The 4,633-nt window shown below is 54.1% G+C and carries 5 protein-coding genes and 1 pseudogene; 5 read left to right on the top strand and 1 reads right to left on the bottom strand.

The features are described from left to right. Positions 1–166 precede the first annotated feature (166 nt). A complete protein-coding gene (locus LKE08_RS12375) occupies positions 167–763 on the top strand; it encodes a peroxiredoxin (RefSeq protein WP_324704539.1) in 597 nt (198 codons plus the stop codon). 154 nt (positions 764–917) lie between these two features. Next, complete coding sequence (locus tag LKE08_RS12370; protein WP_324704538.1) at positions 918–1,466, top strand: peroxiredoxin family protein; 549 nt, start codon at positions 918–920, stop codon at positions 1,464–1,466. Between the two features lie 141 nt (positions 1,467–1,607). Here the strand turns inward: LKE08_RS12370 and LKE08_RS12365 are convergent, their stop codons facing one another. Next, entirely contained in the window at positions 1,608–2,648 is a 1,041-nt protein-coding gene (locus tag LKE08_RS12365; protein WP_324704537.1) for a phosphotransferase, read from the bottom strand. A 578-nt stretch (positions 2,649–3,226) separates the two neighbouring features. Between LKE08_RS12365 and LKE08_RS12360 the strand changes: the two genes are divergently transcribed. The 3 genes and pseudogenes from LKE08_RS12360 to LKE08_RS12350 all read left to right on the top strand — a co-directional run. Then, complete coding sequence (locus LKE08_RS12360) at positions 3,227–3,424, top strand: hypothetical protein (RefSeq protein ID WP_324704536.1); 198 nt, start codon at positions 3,227–3,229, stop codon at positions 3,422–3,424. Positions 3,425–3,668: 244 nt separating this feature from the next. Further along, positions 3,669–3,986 carry a hypothetical protein gene (locus LKE08_RS12355; protein ID WP_324704535.1) on the top strand — a complete coding sequence of 106 codons (318 nt, stop codon included), beginning with the start codon at positions 3,669–3,671 and terminating at the stop codon, positions 3,984–3,986. Between the two features lie 12 nt (positions 3,987–3,998). Further along, positions 3,999–4,633: pseudogene (locus LKE08_RS12350) on the top strand (response regulator); the annotation flags it as partial.

The raw sequence follows: 4,633 nt of genomic DNA, 5'->3' as shown, positions 1-4,633 counted from the left end.
TGGCTGGTGCAAACCTGTCAGGGCAAGTCGGATCGTTGAAGGAAGAATCTCCGTCGCTTTAGCGCGGGGAGTGTCAACACACAGCGCCCCGCAATTCGAGTATGATATTCTCGTAACAAATTGTAAACTCAGCCCGTACTTGACTTTGCAAGGAGACTCTCAAGTTATGACCAACGAGTGTATTCGCGTCGGCTTACCCGCACCGGATTTCACCGCCACGGCCGTGATCGACCAAGAATTCAAAACCATCAAATTATCCGACTATCGCGGCCAGTACCTGGTCTTATTCTTCTATCCGTTGGACTTCACGTTCGTCTGCCCCACGGAAATCACCGCTTTCAGCGATCGCGCCGAAGAATTTTCCGCCATCAACACCCAAATCCTCGGGGTTTCCGTCGATAGCGAATTCTCTCACCTGGCCTGGATTCAAACCGACCGCAAGTCCGGCGGCGTCGGCGACCTCAACTATCCCCTCGTCTCCGACATCAAAAAAGAAATCAGCGCCGCCTACAACGTCCTCGACCCCGAAGCCGGCATCGCCCTCCGCGGCCTGTTCATCATCGACAAAGACGGCATCATCCAACACGCCACCATCAACAACCTCGCCTTCGGGCGCAACGTCGATGAAACCCTCCGCACCCTCCAGGCCATCCAATACGTCCAAACCAACCCAGACGAAGTCTGTCCGGCGGGGTGGCAACCGGGCGAAAAGACGATGAACCCCGATCCGGTCAAGTCGAAAGAATTCTTCGCCGCGATTTAAATCGGGTGTGGGGATTGTAGGGGCGCCGCGTCTTGCGCCCTGATTTGAGATTCTCCCCCGACATCCGTCCCCACAGATGCCCGAAAGCCGATACCTGAAAGCTGACAACTCAGAGCTATAAAATAAAAAGCGTTATCGCGTTGCGCCCGAAATTATGCTGACCTCCAACGACTTCAGCGGACTGCTGAACCGACGCTTTTTCAACAACTTCGTCCCCGTCCCCGCCACCGATCGCCTGCACCTAGGGCGGAAAACGCCGGACTTCGAGTTGCCCGACATCACCAACGATCGCACCGTCCGCCTCTCGGAATACCGGGGCAACACCCCCGTCATCCTGGCCTTCACCCGCATTTTCACCGAAAAGCAATACTGCCCCCTCTGCTACCCCCACATCAAGGCCCTCAACGAAAACTACGGCCAGTTCGTCGATCGCGGGGCAGAAGTGCTGATGATCACCAGCACCGACACCCGCCAAAGCCAGACCGTGGTCAAAGACTTGGGCCTGAAAATGCCCCTCCTCAGCGATCCCAGTTGCGGCATCTTCCGCCGCTACGAAGTCGGCCAAGCCCTCGGTGCCCCCCTCCCCGCCCAATTCCTCCTCGATCGCGAAGGCACGTTACAATACCGCCACCTGTTTTCTTTCCTAGAACCCAACGCGGCGGTAGACAACCTTCTCGCCGTCCTCGACGAGCTTCCGGGTTAGGGGGGCACAGGGGCACAGGGGCACAGGGGCACAGGGGAAGAATCTAAAATCTAAAATCTAAAATCTAAAATCCCCTACACCCGTTGCCCTGAGCGGAGTCGAAGGGCTACACCCTACACCCTACACCCTACACCCTACACCCTAAAACGGTTGCCAATCCCGGGCCTGCAGGCGCTTCAACTGTTGCAGTTGGCGGGAGAAGTAGCTGCGGTCGAGACGGCTGTAGTCGTACAGTTGGGCCGTGCCCAGAGCGATCGCCCAGGCCCAGATGTGGGCGACCTGGGTGAAGGCGGGCAAGGTGTATTTTTCCCAGTCCGTCAGGGGGGAAACCTCCTGGTATCCCTCAACGAAGGCGTCCCGGTTGCGGCGACTCAACCCGGCTTGTAGAGAGACTTGCAGGAATTTGGCGATGTCGAAAATCCGCCAGCCGTAGCCGCACTGGTCGAAGTCGAACAGGGTGACGTCCCCCTCGGGGGTGAAGTGGGCGTTGCCGCTGTGGGGGTCGCCCCAGCAGACACTCCACAGCGGCAGGGTTTTGGGGAAGTCGGCCAGTTGGGAACCGATTTGGTTGGCGGTAGTGTTCAGGAAGGTCAGATCCTCCGGACGCCCGTGCAGGAAGGGTGCGATCGCTTCCACAGACCGGTCCAGCAAATATTCTAAGGTCAGGGGGGCGCGATCGTGGTCGGTGGTGAACTGCTGCGAAACCTCGTGGAGGCGGGCCACCGTCGCCCCGAGGGTGCGACTCTGTTCCGAGTCGAGATCGCCGACGGGAACCTGTCCGGGGGCGTAGGTGAACAGGGCGGCGTACCGCGTCCCCTCCGGCGCGTTGATGTCCACCGACAGGCGCCCGTCCTTCGTCCGCAGGGCGCGGGCGACCGGGATCTCCCGTTTCCAGAGATAGTCTAACAGTTCCAATTCAAAGTGGGTTTCCGATCGCGATCGCCAGTGGTGGTGAGAAATCCGCAGGATGTAGGCGGTGTGGGCGGTTTCGATGATGTAGACGTCGCTCAACCCCCGGTGCCAAAATTGACATCCTTGCACCGCTTCGATGGGATATTGCGGGAGGACTTGAGAAATCAACGCATCGCAGGCTAACGTCGAATAGCTCACCGGAAATGTCTCTTCCGTCTTGACAAACTTGAGTCGAGTTTCGTTCGTTCTGGGTCGGCTAATCGCAATCATGGTTCTGGTTCTCCCTGCTTGGTAAGTGGTGGATTGGGTCGGGGGTCAGGTGTGGGTGCGATCGGCCTCGGATGAGCTCGGGCGATCGCTCCTACCAACCGATGTTGTCGCCAGCATTCCGCTGCGCCCTTGTTGGGGAAATGACATTCAATTCAAAGTTGTCTCCGTTTTTTTTCTACGCTCAAAAATAATGCAAAGGGGTTGCTCTGGACTGAAACTCACACCGACATCGGAACGATTTGAACGATCGCTTCCGCTTGTTCAATAGAATAAATCCCCCGACTTAAAATTGTAAGGGGTCGGGCTAATATTTGATATTTGTTTACTTTATCAGAACTTTTTCAACAATTCTTAATATTTCTCTCATCTGGAAGCAGCGACCGGGTAGAATGGTCGATATTTAAACTCACGAGCCGGGGTCACAATAGATATACTACAAATTCTCGTTTCGGGCAAGATCGATTTGAACGAAACGCCCGATCGCCACCCGCCGCGATGCCGATACTTTTTAAAATAAAAATGTCAAATCAACGACCGTTTTTGAAGCAAAATTGTAAAATAAACTACAGTTTCGGAGATTGATTCATGCTAAAAAAACCGGCAAACTCTGGAATCCCGCCAACTGGGCGAGTTGGAAGCCCTTCGGCCTCGGCGAACAGTACCCCAACAACAACTGGGAAGTGTTCCGGGGGATCTGGGAGAACCGCGATCGCCTACGGGGCGACAAAAACGGGGGTCGGAACTGCGGGAAATGGGCCGTCTGCCCCGACCCGTGAGGCGCGATCGCGGGGATGGTTTCGCCCGATCGCCGGTTGGATTTGCTTTTTCCATGGTCAAGGCTGTTTCATTCTCGGTTAAAAATTGTGGTGGGAGACGGGGGGAACAAAAGTCAATTAACAATTAATAATTAATCATTAATTGTTAATAATTATTCATGACTTGCTCCTTCTAGCCCTCTGCACCCCTGATCTAGCATAGATGATTTCTTGTTATAATCGGGATCAAACTTAAAACAGAGCTATGAAATTGATGCGTCAGGGGGACGTGATCCTTCACCAAACCCATAAATTTATCGATACCGAAAATTGGGGAGCCCGAGAACGTCCCGACTTGGTGTTGGCGGAAGGGGAAGTCACCGGACACGCCCACCGCATCACGGAAGGGGAGGCGGAACTGTACGACTTGAGAAGTCGTCTCTACTTGCGAGTCAATTCGGAAACGGCGATGCTGACTCACGAGGAACATCGGGCGATCGCAATTCCGAAGGGAGATTGGATCGTGAGAATTCAGCGGGAGTATGAACCCGGAAGTTGGCGTTGGCGATGGGTGGCGGATTAAGGAGGGCGAGTTGTGACTCCTGAAAAAATTCTCGTCATCGAGTATAGCCCGACAATTCAATGTTTACTTAAAGCCGAACTAGGCGAGACATTAAATGCCGAAGTTTTCGAGGCTAGGAGCCGTAAAATCGCCGGAGATATTTTGGACAGGGAAGGTCAAAAATTTTCTTTAATTATCCTCAATTGGCGGCTGCAAAAGCGGGACGGATTTGAGGTGTTTTGGCAGATTCAAGCCGAGGCGGATTTGCAAAAAATATCCCTGGTTGTGATGGCGGAGAAAAAAGAAACGATTGAACTCAAAATTCCCAGGTATTTTGAGCGATATTTTGAGTTTTTGAGTTTACCGTTGGTGAGGGAGAAATTGTGGCGGGCGATCGCATCGGCAAAGAAAAAAGCCGGTCGATCGCACTTATTTATCGAGTCAGGTCAGCCAGGGTATCCCTTGCACGCGATCGGAACACCCGCTATGATATTCGAGGACGATTATCGGGTCTATGCCCATAACGGCTGGATTTTCCGAGAAGGCTATCTCGGGGATATCACCTTACTCCGTCACGGTCTGGACTCCCAACAACACCTCCACGCCGAAGGGGAAGCCGCGATCGAATTTTCGGACGGATATCGCCTCTATTTTCATCACGGGGTGAG

This window comes from Lyngbya sp. CCY1209, from assembly GCF_035615495.1.
GTDB lineage: Bacteria > Cyanobacteriota > Cyanobacteriia > Cyanobacteriales > Microcoleaceae > Limnospira.
The sequence above is the reverse complement of the archived record's forward strand: the minus strand, read 5'-3'. Positions and strand labels throughout refer to the sequence as shown.

Coding starts and splice junctions, on each gene's coding strand:
- LKE08_RS12375 (WP_324704539.1), top strand. CDS start 167: ATGACCAACGAGTGTATTCGCGTCGGCTTACCCGCACCGGATTTCACC.
- LKE08_RS12370 (WP_324704538.1), top strand. CDS start 918: ATGCTGACCTCCAACGACTTCAGCGGACTGCTGAACCGACGCTTTTTC.
- LKE08_RS12365 (WP_324704537.1), bottom strand. CDS start 2,648: ATGATTGCGATTAGCCGACCCAGAACGAACGAAACTCGACTCAAGTTT.
- LKE08_RS12355 (WP_324704535.1), top strand. CDS start 3,669: ATGAAATTGATGCGTCAGGGGGACGTGATCCTTCACCAAACCCATAAA.